Here is a 14,576-nt window from a genome sequence, read left to right as displayed (position 1 = left end):
GGTGGAGAGCAGCCGCCGGGAACGGAAGGCGGCGACCGTCGACAACCGGGGGGACCGAAGATGCTGGAGTACCGGATACAGCAGGAGCGCGCCGAGGAACTGCGCCGCGAGGCCGACCGGGAACGGCTGGTGCGCGAGGCCACCGCCGCCCGCCGCCGGAGCCGGGCGGAACGGACCGGGGAGCGGCACGGCGGGGAGCGGCACGAGGGGGAGGGACGGCGGAGTCCCAGGCGGTGGATCCGGGCGGCCTGATGCCCCTGGCGACTCCCGCGGCGGCGACCGCCGCCGCGGCCCCGGGGGCGGTCACGCCCGCGGCGAAAACCGTTGCCGGGCTGTCGGACCCCTGTGCGATGCTCGGCCTCGTGGACATGACGAGGGTCAGCCCGGTGTTCGTCGGGCGCGGGGACGAACTGACCGCTCTCACCGGCGCGCTCGCCCGCACCGCCACGGGCGAGCCGCAGGCGGTCGTGGTGGCGGGGGAGGCCGGAGTCGGCAAGACCCGGCTGCTGGAGGAGTTCCTGGCCGCGGCCCGTGCCGCCGGCGCGGTCACGGCCGTCGGCGGCTGTGTCGAGATCGGCGCGGAGGGCCTGCCCTTCGCGCCCGTCTCCACCGTGCTGCGCTCCCTGCACCGCGGGCTCGGCGCGGAACTGACGGCCGCCGCCGCGGGCCAGGAGGGCGAACTGGCCCGGCTGCTGCCCGAGCTGGGCGAGCCCACCCGTGAGTGGCACGAGGAGGACGGCCGGGCCCGGCTGTTCGAGCTGACCGCCCGGCTGCTGGAGTCGCTCTCCAGGGACCGCACCCTCGTCCTCGCCGTCGAGGACCTGCACTGGGCCGACCGCTCCACCCGCGAGCTGCTGGCGTACCTGTTCCGCTCACTGGGCCGGGCCCGGCTGGTCGTCGTCGCCACCTACCGCTCCGACGACATCCACCGCCGCCACCCCCTGCGTCCCTTCCTCGCCGAACTGGACCGGCTGCGCACCGTCCGCCGCATCGAGCTGCCCAGGTTCGGCCGGGAGGAGGTGCGGGCGCAGATGGCCGGCATCCAGGGCGTCGAGGAGCCCGAGCACGAGCTGGTCGAGCAGATCTTCGAACGTTCCGAGGGCATCCCCTTCTTTGTGGAGGAGCTGACGGTCGCCGGCTCCTCCTGCGGCATCAGCGACTCGCTGCGCGATCTGCTGCTGGTCCGGGTCGAGGCGCTGCCGGAGACGGCCGAGCAGGTGGTGCGGACCGCCGCCGAGGGCGGTTCCGCGGTGGAGCACACCCTGCTCGCGGCGGTGGCGCGACTGCCCGAGAACGAACTGATCGAGGCGCTGCGCGCCGCGGTGGGCGCCAACGTCCTCACCCCCACCCAGGACGGCGACGGCTACCGCTTCCGGCACGCGCTGGTGCGCGAGGCCGTCTCGGAGGACCTGCTCCCCGGCGAACGCGTCACCCTCAACCGCCGTTACGCCCAGGCGCTGGAGAACGACCCGGGCCTGGTCCGCACCGACGAGCGGGCCGCCCGTCTGGCCAGCCACTGGTACGCCGCCCGCGACGTGGCCAAGGCGCTGCCCGCCGTGCTGGCGGCCGCGGTCGCGGCCCGGCGGCGCTACGCCTACGCCGAGCAGCTGCGGCTGCTGGACCGGGCGCTGGAGCTGTGGGAGGACGCCTCCTCCGAGACCAGACTCGCCCTGCCGGTCCTCGAACACGCCGAGGTGTACCCGGCCTGCGAGTGCGGGGACGAGGAACTGCGCTATCTGGACCTGCTGGCCGAGACGGTGACCGCCGCCCGGCTGTCGGGCGAGCGCAAGCGGGCGCAGGTGGTCGTCAAGCAGGCCCTGCGGCTGCTGGACGAGGAGAAGGAGCCGCTGCGGGCGGCCTGGTTCTGGACGTGGCGCTCCAAGGTCGCCGAGACCAGCTCCCAGGGCGACGGCTGGGCGGAGCTGGCCCGGGCCCAGGAGCTGGTGCGCGGACTGCCGCCCTCCCCGGTCCACGCCGAGGTGCTGGCCTTCGCCGCGGCCTGGGGCGCCGTCCACGAGCCCGGCCCCGAGGCACTCACCACCGCACGGCGCGCCGTGGAACTGGCCGCCCTGGTGGGGGCCGGGAGCACCGAACTGCACGCCCGGCTCACCCTGGGCCGGCTGCGGGTCTCCGCGGGGGACGTGACGGGCGGGCTCGCCGAGATGGCGTCGGCCGTCCGGCGGGTCGTCGAGCAGGGCGAGGTCTCCGTGATGGGGCGCTGCCACGTCAACCTGTCGGACACCCTGGAGGAGGTGGGCCGTTCGGCACAGGCCCTGGAGGTGGTGGCGGAGGGCCTGCGGGTCGCCCACCGCTTCGGCCTGCGGGACACCCGGGCCTGGCTGCACGGCAACCAGGCCGAGTCGCTGACCGCGCTGGGCCGCTGGACGGAGGCCGACGCGGCGCTGGCCGCCACCGGCAGACTGGCGTACGGCGCCAAGCCGCGCGGCGCCGCCGCCCTGGGCGCCGCCCATCTCGCCCTCCGCCGGGGCGATGTGGACCTGGCCGCCCGGAAACTGGCCGAGGCATGGTCGCACTACGGCACCCACGACCCGCAGCCGCAGTACGTCATTCCGCTCGCCCGGGTGGGGCTGGAGATCGAGGCGGCCCGCGGCCGGCCGCTGGAGGCCCGGCGGATCCTGGCGGAGGCACTGGAGCGGGGCTTCCCCCTCTCCACCGAGCGCTACGCCTGGCAGCTGCTGTACGCCGGGCTGTCGGTCGAGGCGGACACCCGCGGGCTGCCCGCCGCCGAGGAGGGCCGGGCCCGTGTCATGGCGCGGATCCGCCGGGCGGCCCGGCGGCTGCCGCGGCTGGTGCCGGTGTGGGCGGCGTACGGGCTGCTGGTGGACGCCGAACTGCTGCGGGCCGAGGGCCGGGACGACCCGGACCGCTGGGCCGAGGCGGTGGCCGCCTTCGAGCGGGTGGAGCGGCCCTACCGGCTGGCCCAGGCGCGGTACCGCTGGGCGGAGGCACTGCTGGACCAGGGGCGGGAGCGGGAGAGGGCCGCGGAGCTGCTGGCCCTGGCGTACGGTACGGCGCTGCGGCTGGGCGCCGTACCGCTGGGCGAGCGGATCGGGCAGCTGGCCGGGCGGGCCCGCGTCCCGCTGAAGGCACCCGGCACCGGCGGATGCGGCAGCGGCGGGAACGGCCGCGGCGGCGGGACGGCGCCGCCGGAACCTCCGGCGGATCCGGTGGAGTCCTTCGGCCTGACCCGGCGTGAGCGGGACGTGCTGCGCCTGGTGGCGGCGGGGCGCAGCAACCGGCAGATAGCCGAGGAACTGTTCATCTCGCCGAAGACGGCCAGTGTGCACGTCTCCAACATCCTGGCGAAGCTGGAGGTCTCCGGGCGCGGTGAGGCGGCGGCGATGGCGCACCGGCTGCGGCTGGTGGAGCCGGTGGGCGAGGCCGGGCGCGCGGCGGTGGGATGAGGCGGACCGGACCGGCGCGGAGGGCGGGCCGGGCCTCCGCTACGGAGCCGGGTCCGGTCCCGGGCCCGGCTCCGGGGCGGGGTCCGTCTCCTCCGCCGGCACCGGGCGCGGCGGCCTTATCAGGACGCAGCCGGAGCTGAGGTCGATCGGGCCGCAGCCCGGCTCGTGGGCACCCTCGTCGAACCGGGTGCTCTCCAGCCGCTGACGTTCGTCCTCGGCATGGCGCTGCCCGGGGTTGAACAGCTCGTCGACCAGATTGAACATCAGCTGACCTCCAGCTTCAGAATGCGGTCGTCGTCCTCTCCGGGCGTACCGCGCGAGTCGGTCTCGCTGGTGACCAGCCACAGCCCGCCGTCCCCGTCGGGGACCACCGTTCGCAACCGCCCGTACTCACTTTCCAGGAACGCCTGGGGATCCGCCACTGTTTCCTCCCCCTTCAGGGGGACCCGCCAGAGCCGTTCGCCGCGCAGGGCCGCCAGCCACACCGAGCCGTTCGCGACGGCGATGCCGCTGGGGGAGGCCTCGGCGGGCTCCCACTGCGCCACGGGGTCGATGAAACCCTCCTCGCCGGCCCTGCCCTCCGCCTCGGGCCAGCCGTAGTTCCCGCCGGGCCGGATCAGGTTCAGCTCGTCCCAGGTGTTCTGGCCGAACTCCGAGGCCCACAGCCGCTTGTCGGCGTCCCAGTCCAGCCCCTGGACGTTACGGTGGCCCCAGGAGTAGACCACCGAGTCGGCCTCGGGGTTGCCGTGGCCGGGAGGTTCGCCGTCCGGCGTCATGCGCAGGATCTTGCCGCCGAGGGACTCCCGGTCCTGGGACAGGCTCCGGTCCCCGGAGTCGCCCGTCCCCGCGTAGAGCATCCGGTCCGGGCCGAAGGCGATCCGCCCGCCGTTGTGGATCATCCCCTTGGGGATGCCGCGCAGGACCGTGCTGGGCGCGTCCAGTTGCCGGCCCGCCTCCCGGTCCGCGTCGTAGCGCATGCGTACGATCCGGTTGTCGGAGGCGCTGGTGAAGTACGCGTAGACATAGCGGTCCTCGGCGAAGTCCGGGGAGAGGGCGATGCCCAGCAGGCCGCCCTCGCCGTCCGGGTCGACCCCGGGCACCGAGCCCAGCTCGGTGGTCCTACCGGTCCCGGCGTCCACCCGGGAGACGGTGCCCTCGTCCCGGGAGGAGACCAGCAGGTCGCCGTCCGGCAGCGGGGCGAGCCCCCAGGGCGACTTCAGACCCGTCGCGACGGTCTCCACGACCTTCACCGACCCCTCGGCGGGCGCGGCGGAGGCGCCGGGGGAGCGGGAGGTCTCCCCGGAGGGCCCCGGGGTGGCGGAACCCGTCGCGTTCCCGCGGTCCGCGGAATCCCCGCCGCCGCCGGTGCAGCCCGCCGCCAGCAGCGCGAGCCCGGCGAGACAGGCGGCCGCCCCGCGCGGGCGCGGCCGCGCGAGCGGTCGGAGGGACAGGGAGCGGCTTCGCACCATCAGCGCGCCTTTCGACAGCTTCAGTCGGGTCCGGTCGACTGGTTCGTCCGGCTTCGGTCTGCGTTCTGCGTTCTGTGCTCTGTGGTTCGTGTTTCGTGTTTCGTGCTCTGCGTGCTCCGGAGCCGCGGCACACGGCGCGCGCCGCGGGACCCGTACACCCGACCGTACGCCGGGAGGGCGCCCGGTGTTCCCGGTCCGGCCCGGTGAGTGTCCGGCGGGTTCAGTCCCACGACCCCTGGGCGGCGGGCAGGGCGGCGATCTCCGCCAGGTCCCCGGCGGTGAGCCGCAGTCCGGCCGCCGCGGCGTTCTCCACCGCCCAGCGCTCCTTCTTGGCGCCCGGCACCGGCACCACATGCCGCCCCTGCGCCAGCAGCCAGGCCAGCGCCACCTGCGCCGAAGTGGCACCGTCGTGCCGTGCCGCGACCCGCCGCAGCCCGGCGACGATCGGCTGGTTGGCGGCCATCATCTCGGCGGTGAACCGCGGGTGCCGGGCCCGTACGTCGTCGGGCTCGAAGCCGCCGCCCACGGTCAGGGTGCCGGTCAGGAAGCCGCTGCCCAGCGGCATCGCGGCCAGGAAACCGATGCCGCGCGCCTCGCACCACGGCAGCAGCGACCCCAGCGCCTCCCGGGACCACACCGACAGTTCGGCCTCCACACAGCTCACCGGGAAGACCTGCTGGATCCGCTCCAGCTGCCGGATCGTCTCCTGGTACGGCGGCGTGGACGCCGCCCGCCGCCGGGCCCGCACACCCACCGCGCACAGCCCCAGCGAGCGCACCTTGCCCGCCGCGACCAGCTCGGCCATCGCGCCCCAGGTCTCCTCGACCGGCACCTCGGGATCGGCGCGGTGGAGCTGGTAGAGGTCGATCACATCGGTCTGCAGCCGCCGCAGCGAGGCGTCACAGGCCCGCTTCACGTAGCCGGGGCGCCCGTTGGCCACCAGATGCTGCTCGCCGACCAGCAGCCCGCACTTGGTCGAGACGAACGCCTCCGCGCGGCGCTTGGCGAGCACCCGGCCGAGCAGCAGCTCGTTGGTGAACGGCCCGTACATGTCGGCGGTGTCGAGCAGTGTCACCCCGCGGTCGAGCGCGGCGTGCACCGTGCGCAGTGAGGACTCGCCGTCCTGTTCCGACGTGGTGTAGGCCCAGCTCATCGGCATGCAGCCGAGTCCGACGGCACCCACCTCCAGCGCCGCCGCCCCGATCGTCCTGCGCTCCACCTGGACGTGCTCCCTCCCTCGCCCCACCGGGGCGCGTCCCAACCTAACGGGTGACCCGCGGACGCCTCCCAAGGGCCCGGCACAGCCTCCCGGGCGGGATCGCCGGGGACTCCCGCACGGTCCGCAGCCCGCGCACGGCCCCCCGGGGCAGCCTCGGAACGGCTCGAAGAGCCTCCGGGATAGCCTTCGGCCATGGCTTCCGCAGATGTCTGGCTGCCCGTCCCGCCCGCCGAGATCGGCGGTCTGCCGGACTCCCTCCACTACGTCCGGTGGGATGGCGAGGAGGAGTTCCCGGCGGATCCCGCGCGCTGCGTCTTCTACGCCGTCCCCTATCTGAAGGGTTCGGAGGTCGCGGTGCGGCCACTGGCGCACATGCCGGACGTACGGGTGGTGCAGACGCTCACCGCGGGCATCGACCATGTGGCGTCCGCCGTGCCGGGACTGCCCCGGGGCGCGGTACTGTGCAACGCCCGCGGTGTGCACGACGCCGGCACCGCCGAGCTCGCGCTCACCCTCGCCCTCGCCTCGCTGCGCGGCGTTCCCGGCTTCGTCCGCGCCCAGGACGAGGGCCGGTGGACACCGGGCTTCCGGCCGGCCCTCGCCGACCGGACCGCGCTGATCGTCGGCTACGGCGCCATCGGCGCCGCCGTCGAGGAACGGCTCGTCCCCTTCGAGGTGGAAGCCGTCCACCGGGTCGCCCGTACCGCCCGTGAGGCCCGGCGCGGCCCGGTGCACGCCCTCGCCGAACTGCCCCGGCTGCTGCCCGGGGCCGACGTGGTGTTCCTGACCGTCCCGCTGACCGAGGCCACCCGCGACCTGGTGGACGCGGACTTCCTGGCCCGGATGAAGGACGGCGCGCTGCTGGTGAACGTCGCCCGCGGTGCCGTCGTGGACACCGGGGCGCTCCTGGCCGAGCTGGAGTCCGGGCGGCTGCGGGCCGCGCTGGACGTCACCGACCCCGAGCCGCTGCCCGCGGAGCATCCGCTGTGGCGGGCACCGGGTGTGCTGATCACCCCTCATGTCGGGGGCCCGACCTCCGCCTTCCTGCCGCGGGCCAAGCGACTGCTCCGCTCCCAGCTGCGGCTTTTCGCGGCGGGTGAACCCCTGGAGCATGTCGTCGCGGTGGCGGGGGAAGCCGGGTAGGAGTAACCGGGCGGGAAACCGGTCAGGGGGAAGACCACCCCAACGGGTGCCGTACGCTCCGGATACGGGCAACTGCGCATTGTATCTGCGATGCTGTTGTTCGTCACGCTGTGTAGAGGTGCTATGTCCCTGAGTGACTGACCTGGTGTATCGTCCGGTCCGGGGGCGTACCAGACCACGAGGGGGGACGGGCGACATGCACGGCCACCAGGCGAACTGCCGGACACATGACCAGTGTCGGACGGGGCGTCGGCCCGCGGGGCGACCCGCGACGCCGCGCACAGAGCCGCACACGGCACCACACACGACACCGCACGCGACGCCGCGGACGGTGCTCCGGACGGTGCTCCGGACACGAACGCGCCGCGCGCCGTATCCGGGAGCGCCGCGATGAGCGCCCGCGGAGCGGGGGACCGGGTCGGCGGGCTCTCCCGGTTCGCCCTGGCCGCCGTGTGCGGGGTGTACGCGACGGGCGCGGCGCTCGGCTGGGGATCGGAGAGCGTGGCACTGGTCATGGGTGACTTCGGGCTGAGCCTCGCGGCCTTCACCGCGGCGGGCTCCTGTCTGCACTACGCCCGCACCCACCCCGGCAACCCGTTCCGGCCCGCCTGGGCGATGTTCGCGCTCTCCTCGGCGATGGCCGGACTGGGCAACGGGGTGTGGGGCTGGTACGAGGTGGTGCTGGACACCTCCGTGCCCAGCCCCTCGGCCGCGGACTTCTGCTTCCTGCTCTTCGCGCCGCCGGCCATCGTCGGACTGCTGGTACTGGCCAAGCGCCCGGTCAGCCGGGCGGGCTGGACGTGCCTGGCCCTGGACGCCTGGCTGATCGGCGGATCGCTGCTGACCCTGTCCTGGAGTCTGGCGCTCGACCACCCCTCGTACTGGCAGGGCGAGTCGCTCGCGCTGGTCGCCCTCTCCCTCGCCTATCCCCTGATGGACATCGTGCTGATCAGCATGGTCCTCGTCCTGCACTTCCGCCGCTCCGCCGCCCACCGCTCGGCGGTCAACACCGTCATCGGGGCCCTCGCCCTCACCGTCCTGTGCGACGCCCTGTTCACCTCGCCCCTGCTGCGGGAGAACTACTCCTCGGGCCAGCTCCTCGACGCGGGCTGGTTCGCCGGCTCCCTGCTGCTGGCGTACGCGCCCTGGGTCGGCGGCCGGGAGGGCGGCGGGTGGCTGCGCGGCGCGGACCGTCCGGCCGCCCGCGCCGGCTCCCGGCCGGACTTCCGGCGGGCGGTCCGGCCAACCGCCCCGGCGGGCGCCGCCACGGCGGGTTCACTGGCAGCCCTCACGCCGTACCTCGCCGCCGCCGTGTGCACCCTGGGCATCCTCTACAACGTCCGTGACGGCGGGGCCCTGGACAAGGTGGTGCTGCTGACCGGCTGCACCGTCGTGCTGGCCCTGGTGGTGCGACAGGGCATCATGCTGGTGGACAACATCCACCTCACCCAGGAACTGGCCCAGAAGGAGAACCACTTCCGGTCCCTGGTGCAGGGGTCCAGCGATGTCATCATGATCGCCTCTCCGGCCGGGATGCTGCGCTACGTCTCCCCGGCCGCCGCGGGCGTCTACGGCCGTGAGCCGGACAGGCTGGTCGGCTCCGAACTCGCCTCCCTGATCCACCCCGAGGACCTCGGCCGGGTCCTGCACGAGATCCGCCGCTTCCTCGCCACCCCACCCGAGGAGGAGCCCTCGGCCCGTATCGAGTGCCGCATCCGGCACGCCTCGGGGCGGTGGCTCAACGTGGAGTCGACGGTCAACCGCCACCAGGGCGGCCTGATCTTCAACAGCCGCGACGTGACCGAGCGGGTGCGGCTCCAGGCACAGCTCCAGCACAACGCCTCCCACGACCCGCTGACCGATCTGCCCAACCGGGCGCTGTTCACCGAGCGGGTGCGCCAGGCGCTCGGCGGCCGACGCCGCGGCGACGCCGAGGCGGGCCACACGGCGGTGCTCTACATCGACCTCGACGGCTTCAAGGCCGTCAACGACACCATCGGCCACCAGGCGGGCGACGAGCTGCTGATCCACGCGGCCCGCCGGCTGCGGGAGGCGGTGCGGGCCGGGGACACCGCCGCCCGGCTCGGCGGTGACGAGTTCGCCGCCCTCGTCGTCGGGGACGGCGAGTGCGACCGGGCCGAGCGCGAGTACCGCGTCCTGGAGATCGCCGAGCGGCTGCGCACGGCCCTCTCACGGCCCTACCGCATCGAGAGCGGCGAGGTACGGGTCGCCGCCTCCATCGGGGTGGCCTTCGCCGAGCCCGGGGTGACCCCGGCCGTCCTGATGCGCCATGCCGATCTGGCGATGTACCGCGCCAAGCAGGCCGGCAAGAACCGCGTCGAGCTGTACGCGCCCCAGCCGCAGGCCGAGGCCGTCCGCCGCGCCGAGCTGACCACCGACCGGCTGCGCGGGGCGCTGGCCGAGAGCGAGTTCGCGCTGCTCCACCAGCCCGTGGTCGAGCTCGCCGGCGGCCGGATCACCTCGGTCGCCGCCCAGCCCCGCAGGCGTTCCGCCCGGGGCATCCTCTTCCCACCCGCCGGCGCCCCGCACGCCCCGCACCCCGTCGGCGGGGGCGGGACGGCCGAGCCGGTGCCCTGGCTGCTGCGCAGGGCCGTCGAACAGGCCGCGGAGCGGCACCGCGAGGGCTTCCCCGTGCCGGTGTCCGTACGGCTGGACACCCGCCGGCTCACCGACCGCTCGACCACCCCGGCGATCGTCGAGTCCCTGCTGTCCCACCACGGGCTGCCGCCCGATGCCCTCCTCATCGAGCTGTCCGACAGCGATCCGCGGGTCTCCCTGGACGAGCTGGAGCTGTGGGTCACGGCGCTGCGGAGGCTCGGTGTCGGCATCGTCCTGGACGGTTTCGGCGGTGGTCACGGCGCCCTGGCCGCGCTGCGCAGGCTGCCGGCCGACGCCCTGCGCCTGGACCGCGCCCTGGTGGACGGGATCACGGAGTCCGCCAGAGTGCGCAAAATCACCTCCGGGCTGCTGCGGATCGCCGAGGACCTCGGCATGACCTCCGTGGCCGACGGAGTGGACCACTCCGAGCAGGCCGCCGCACTGCGGGCCCTGGGCTGCACCCACGCCCAGGGAGCGGCCTTCGCCAAGCCGCTGGACGAACACCGGCTGCGCCGGGCCCTGGTCCGGGGCCGCTATCCGGTCGGTGCGGAACAGCACCCGCAGGGCGCCGCCCGCTCGGTGGTGGTCGCCGGTTCCCTGCCCGTACGCAGGGGCGGAGCCGCCGGACCGGACCCGGTGGCGCATCCTCCGCTGCGCTCGAATAGTGAGACTTCCGTCCCACCGACTTGACACCCCAGGCGTCACCGGAGGAAGGTCAATGACATGCGCACCCGAATTCTCGTACTTGGCCGGCGCGTCGACTGACCCCGGGGCCGACCGCCCCGTGGACGACAGCGACGCGCTCCCCTCGCCTGCCTGACGGCACGAGGGGTTTTTTGTTGCACCAGCAGTCGAGCGGAAGCCGGTACAACGGTACGAACCGGTGCACGACCGGCTCCGGGCCGACAGGCGACCGACCCACCAGCCATCCCACCACGAGTCTTCAGACCCTCACTCCCCGAGAAGAGACAGCGATGACCGAGCAGGCCACCGGGGCCCCCCGCCCGCAGCCGCGGGCCCGTACCGGAGGGGCGCAGCCCCAGACCGTCACCGTCGAGCACGTCACGGGCGCCCAGGCCCTCATCCGCTCTCTCGAGGAAGTCGGCGCCGACACGGTATTCGGTATCCCCGGTGGCTGCATCCTGCCCGCATACGACCCGCTGATGGACTCCACCAGGGTGCGCCACGTGCTCGTCCGCCACGAGCAGGGTGCCGGACACGCCGCCACCGGCTACGCCCAGGCCACCGGCCGGGTCGGGGTCTGCATGGCCACCTCCGGTCCCGGCGCCACCAATCTGGTCACCCCCATCGCCGACGCCCACATGGACTCCGTCCCGCTGGTCGCGATCACCGGGCAGGTGGTCTCCAAGTCGATCGGCACCGACGCCTTCCAGGAAGCCGACATCTGCGGCATCACCATGCCGATCACCAAGCACAACTACCTGGTGACCGACCCGGCCGACATCCCGCGGGTGATCGCGGAGGCCTTCCACATCGCCGCGACCGGCCGCCCCGGCCCGGTTCTGGTGGACATCGCCAAGGACGCCCTGCAGGCCCGGACGACCTTTTCCTGGCCGCCGGCCGCCGACCTGCCCGGCTACCGTCCGGTGACCAAGCCGCACGCCAAGCAGATCCGCGAGGCCGCCCGGCTGGTCGCCGAGGCCCGCCGTCCGGTGCTGTACGTCGGCGGCGGCGTGCTGAAGGCGGGGGCCACCACCGAGCTGAAGGTGCTCGCCGAGCTGACCGGTGCCCCCGTCACCACCACCCTGATGGCGCTCGGCGCGTTCCCCGACAGCCACCCGCAGCATCTGGGCATGCCCGGCATGCACGGCACCGTCGCCGCCGTCACCGCCCTGCAGAAGGCCGACCTGATCGTCGCGCTCGGCGCCCGCTTCGACGACCGCGTCACCGGCAAACTGGACTCCTTCGCGCCGTACGCGAAGATCGTGCACGCCGACATCGACCCGGCCGAGATCGGCAAGAACCGCACCGCCGACGTCCCGATCGTCGGCGACGCCCGCGAGGTCATCGCCGACCTGGTGGTGGCCGTCCGCGCCGAGCACGAGGCGGGCCGCACCGGCGACTACACCGAGTGGTGGCAGCAGCTGAACCGCTGGCGCGAGACCTACCCGCTCGGCTACGACCTGCCCGAGGACGGCTCCCTGTCCCCGCAGCAGGTCATCGAGCGCATCGGCGCGCTGGCCCCGGAGAGCACGATCTTCACCGCCGGCGTCGGCCAGCACCAGATGTGGGCCGCCCACTTCGTCAAGTACGAGAAGCCCGGCACCTGGCTCAACTCCGGCGGCCTGGGCACCATGGGCTACGCCGTCCCGGCCGCGCTCGGCGCCAAGGCCGGCGCCCCGGAGCGCACCGTCTGGGCGATCGACGGCGACGGCTGCTTCCAGATGACCAACCAGGAACTGGTCACCGCCGCGCTCAACGGCATCCCGATCAAGGTCGCGATCATCAACAACGGGGCCCTCGGGATGGTCCGCCAGTGGCAGACCCTCTTCTACAACCAGCGCTACTCCAACACCGTGCTGCACAGCGGCCCGGGTGAGCAGGGGGAGCAGGGCGAGCCGGGGGAGGGCGCCGCCCAGCAGCCCAGGGGCACCCGCGTCCCCGACTTCGTGAAGCTGGCGGAGGCCATGGGCTGCGTCGGCATCCGCTGCGAGGACCCCGCCCAGCTGGACGCGGTGATCGAGAAGGCCAACGCCATCAACGACCGCCCCGTCGTCGTCGACTTCGTCGTCCACGAGGACGCGATGGTCTGGCCGATGGTCGCGGCGGGCACCTCCAACGACGAGGTCATGGCGGCGCGCGGCGTCCGTCCCGACTTCGGCGACAGCGACGACTGAAGCCCTCACAGAGGAACGGAGCACCACGCCCGATGTCCAAGCACACGCTCTCCGTCCTGGTGGAGAACACCCCCGGCATCCTCGCCCGGATCGCCGCGCTCTTCTCCCGGCGGGGCTTCAACATCGACTCGCTCGCCGTCGGCGTCACCGAGCACCCCGACATCTCCCGCATCACCATCGTGGTGAACGTCGAGGACCTCCCGCTGGAGCAGGTCACCAAGCAGCTCAACAAGCTCGTCAACGTGCTGAAGATCGTCGAGCTGGAGCCGTCCTCCGCCGTCCAGCGGGAACTCGTTCTGGTGAAGGTCCGCGCCGACAACGGGACCCGCTCGCAGATCGTCGAGATCGTCCAGCTCTTCCGCGCCAAGACCGTCGACGTCTCCCCTGAGGCCGTCACCATCGAGGCGACCGGCGGCGGGGACAAGCTGGAGGCCATGCTCAAGATGCTGGAGCCCTTCGGCATCAAGGAGCTGGTCCAGTCCGGCACCATCGCGATCGGCCGCGGCGCGCGCTCGATCACCGACCGCTCGCTGCGCGCCCTGGACCGGACCGCATAGCGAGACCGGCACCCGTCCCCGCCCGCCCCGGCATACGGTGGCCCTGACGGCGGTCCCGGGGACGGGCCGATCGCATCCCTGACTCGTACGGCAAGACCCCCGTACAGCAAGAACAAGGAGATATCCGAAGTGGCCGAGCTGTTCTACGACGACGACGCCGACCTGTCCATCATCCAGGGCCGCAAGGTCGCGGTCCTGGGGTACGGCAGCCAGGGCCACGCCCACGCCCTGTCGCTGCGCGACTCGGGCGTCGACGTCCGGGTCGGCCTCCCCGAGGGCTCCAAGTCCCGTGCCAAGGCCGAGGAGCAGGGGCTGCGCGTGGTCACCCCGGCCGAGGCCGCCGCCGAGGCCGACGTGATCATGGTCCTGGTGCCGGACCCGATCCAGGCGAAGGTCTACGAGGAGTCCATCGCCCCGAACCTCAAGGACGGCGACGCCCTCTTCTTCGGCCACGGCTTCAACATCCGCTTCGGCTTCATCAAGCCCCCGGCCGGGGTGGACGTGTGCATGGTGGCCCCCAAGGGCCCGGGCCACCTGGTCCGCCGCCAGTTCGAGGAGGGCCGCGGCGTGCCGTGCATCGCGGCCGTCGAGCAGGACGCCACCGGCAGCGCCTTCCCGCTGGCCCTGTCGTACGCCAAGGGCATCGGCGGCACCCGGGCCGGCGTCATCAAGACCACCTTCACCGAGGAGACCGAGACCGACCTGTTCGGCGAGCAGGCCGTGCTGTGCGGCGGTGCCTCGGCGCTGGTGAAGGCGGGCTTCGAGACCCTGGTCGAGGCCGGCTACCAGCCGGAGATCGCCTACTTCGAGTGCCTCCACGAGCTGAAGCTGATCGTGGACCTGATGTACGAGGGCGGCCTGGGCAAGATGCGCTGGTCGGTCTCCGAGACCGCCGAGTGGGGCGACTACGTCACCGGCCCGCGGATCATCAACGAGAACACCAAGGCCGAGATGAAGAAGGTCCTCACCGAGATCCAGGACGGCACCTTCGCGAAGAACTGGATGGCCGAGTACGGTGCCGGCCTGCCCAAGTACAACGAGTACAAGAAGGCCGACTCCGACCACCTGCTGGAGACCACCGGCCGTGAGCTGCGCAAGCTCATGAGCTGGGTCGGCGACGAGGACTGAGCCGGACCCGTCCGCAGGTGGGAGCGGCGTCCGGCCGCCCGGCGAGCGGCCCCGGTGACCGGTCACCGGGGCCGCCCCTCCGTGGCTAGACTGCACAGCACAACAAGCGCGTCCAGGCTCACAGCGTCGTGCGTCTCCACGCGGCTGCCCACCTCCAC

General features: G+C 73.4%; 10 protein-coding genes. 7 read left to right on the top strand and 3 right to left on the bottom strand.

From position 1 onward, the window contains the following. Positions 1–60 precede the first annotated feature (60 nt). Both CUT44_RS18970 and CUT44_RS18965 read left to right on the top strand, forming a co-directional pair. Positions 61–252: a hypothetical protein gene (locus CUT44_RS18970; RefSeq protein WP_100203089.1), complete on the top strand. Its 192-nt coding sequence runs from the start codon at positions 61–63 to the stop codon at positions 250–252. Between the two features lie 98 nt (positions 253–350). After that, the gene (locus tag CUT44_RS18965) at positions 351–3,425 is read left to right on the top strand and encodes a helix-turn-helix transcriptional regulator (RefSeq protein ID WP_100203406.1); all 3,075 of its coding nucleotides are present in this window, start codon (positions 351–353) and stop codon (positions 3,423–3,425) included. Between the two features lie 39 nt (positions 3,426–3,464). Here CUT44_RS18965 and CUT44_RS18960 read toward each other — a convergent pair whose 3' ends face one another. The 3 genes from CUT44_RS18960 to CUT44_RS18950 all read right to left on the bottom strand — a co-directional run bounded on the left by CUT44_RS18960 (position 3,465) and on the right by CUT44_RS18950 (position 6,113). Further along, complete coding sequence (locus tag CUT44_RS18960) at positions 3,465–3,689, bottom strand: DUF6191 domain-containing protein (protein ID WP_100203088.1); 225 nt, start codon at positions 3,687–3,689, stop codon at positions 3,465–3,467. Continuing rightward, positions 3,689–4,894, bottom strand: a complete 1,206-nt coding sequence (locus CUT44_RS18955; protein WP_100203087.1) for a PQQ-dependent sugar dehydrogenase — start codon at positions 4,892–4,894, stop codon at positions 3,689–3,691. Before CUT44_RS18955 ends, CUT44_RS18960 begins: the two co-directional genes overlap by 1 nt. 220 nt (positions 4,895–5,114) lie before the next feature. Then, the gene (locus CUT44_RS18950; RefSeq protein WP_100203086.1) at positions 5,115–6,113 is read right to left on the bottom strand and encodes an aldo/keto reductase; all 999 of its coding nucleotides are present in this window, start codon (positions 6,111–6,113) and stop codon (positions 5,115–5,117) included. 192 nt (positions 6,114–6,305) lie between these two features. Here CUT44_RS18950 and CUT44_RS18945 point away from each other — a divergent pair, with 192 nt between their 5' ends. The 5 genes from CUT44_RS18945 (at position 6,306) to ilvC (ending at position 14,418) form a co-directional block, all read left to right on the top strand. Then, a complete protein-coding gene (locus CUT44_RS18945) occupies positions 6,306–7,256 on the top strand; it encodes a 2-hydroxyacid dehydrogenase (protein WP_100203085.1) in 951 nt (316 codons plus the stop codon). Positions 7,257–7,646: 390 nt separating this feature from the next. Next, positions 7,647–10,565 (top strand): putative bifunctional diguanylate cyclase/phosphodiesterase, encoded by a 2,919-nt coding sequence (locus tag CUT44_RS18940; RefSeq protein ID WP_100203405.1) that lies wholly within the window; start codon positions 7,647–7,649, stop codon positions 10,563–10,565. 284 nt (positions 10,566–10,849) lie between these two features. Continuing rightward, complete coding sequence (locus tag CUT44_RS18935) at positions 10,850–12,733, top strand: acetolactate synthase large subunit (protein WP_100203084.1); 1,884 nt, start codon at positions 10,850–10,852, stop codon at positions 12,731–12,733. A 32-nt stretch (positions 12,734–12,765) separates the two neighbouring features. Continuing rightward, positions 12,766–13,290 (top strand): acetolactate synthase small subunit, encoded by a 525-nt coding sequence (gene ilvN, locus CUT44_RS18930; protein ID WP_100203083.1) that lies wholly within the window; start codon positions 12,766–12,768, stop codon positions 13,288–13,290. A 129-nt stretch (positions 13,291–13,419) separates the two neighbouring features. Beyond that, positions 13,420–14,418 carry a ketol-acid reductoisomerase gene (gene ilvC, locus CUT44_RS18925; protein ID WP_100203082.1) on the top strand — a complete coding sequence of 333 codons (999 nt, stop codon included), beginning with the start codon at positions 13,420–13,422 and terminating at the stop codon, positions 14,416–14,418. Positions 14,419–14,576: the final 158 nt, after the last annotated feature.

Source organism: Streptomyces carminius (assembly GCF_002794255.1).
GTDB classification, from domain to species: domain Bacteria; phylum Actinomycetota; class Actinomycetes; order Streptomycetales; family Streptomycetaceae; genus Streptomyces; species Streptomyces carminius.
This window is presented reverse-complemented; position numbering and strand designations above follow the sequence as displayed.